General features: G+C 67.9%; 2 protein-coding genes. One reads left to right on the top strand and one right to left on the bottom strand.

Going from position 1 to position 474, the window contains the following annotated elements:
* On the top strand, positions 1-211 hold a 211-nt coding region (locus tag EN845_RS33865; RefSeq protein WP_210235526.1), incomplete at its 5' end, for a hypothetical protein.
* A 46-nt stretch (positions 212-257) separates the two neighbouring features.
* On the opposite strand, the gene EN845_RS33860 is transcribed toward EN845_RS33865, so the two are convergent.
* Positions 258-474, bottom strand: a 217-nt coding sequence (locus EN845_RS33860) for a YraN family protein (protein WP_135931272.1), incomplete at its 5' end; no start/stop codon positions are given.

The raw sequence follows: 474 nt of genomic DNA, 5'->3' as shown, positions 1-474 counted from the left end.
GCGCGGGCTGATCGAGCGCGATACCGACAGCGACAACGTCGTGCTGATCCGCATGACCGAAGAAGGTCACGCACAGCTGCGCGCCGCGCGCCCGGTGCACATCGCCGGCGTCCGCCAGTACTTTCTCGACCATCTCTCCGCCGATGATCTGGCCGCCCTGCAGCGCATCACGGACAAACTCCATGCCGCCCTGCAGGACGCGGAGAGCTGACGCATCACCCCGGTAGTGCCGGCCGCTGGCCGGCAAAGAGTAACCATCAGCAGTCATCCAATCGGAACGCATCCCGCAGCCAATGCAGCTGCGGCGGCTCGCCGGTGGCTTCGACCACGTCGAAGCGGCAGGGCGCATTGGCCAGCGCCGGGTGGTCCTGCAGGTACAGCTGCGCGGCATGGGCCAGGCGCCGGCATTTGCGCGCATCGACCGAAGCGGCGCCACCGCCGAAATCCGATCGCGCACGGTAGCGCACTTCCACG

Source organism: Mesorhizobium sp. M8A.F.Ca.ET.202.01.1.1 (assembly GCF_004791595.1).
Lineage (GTDB): Bacteria > Pseudomonadota > Alphaproteobacteria > Rhizobiales > Rhizobiaceae > Mesorhizobium.
Note: the sequence above shows the minus strand (reverse complement) of the source record. Positions and strands in the feature narration are given on the sequence as shown.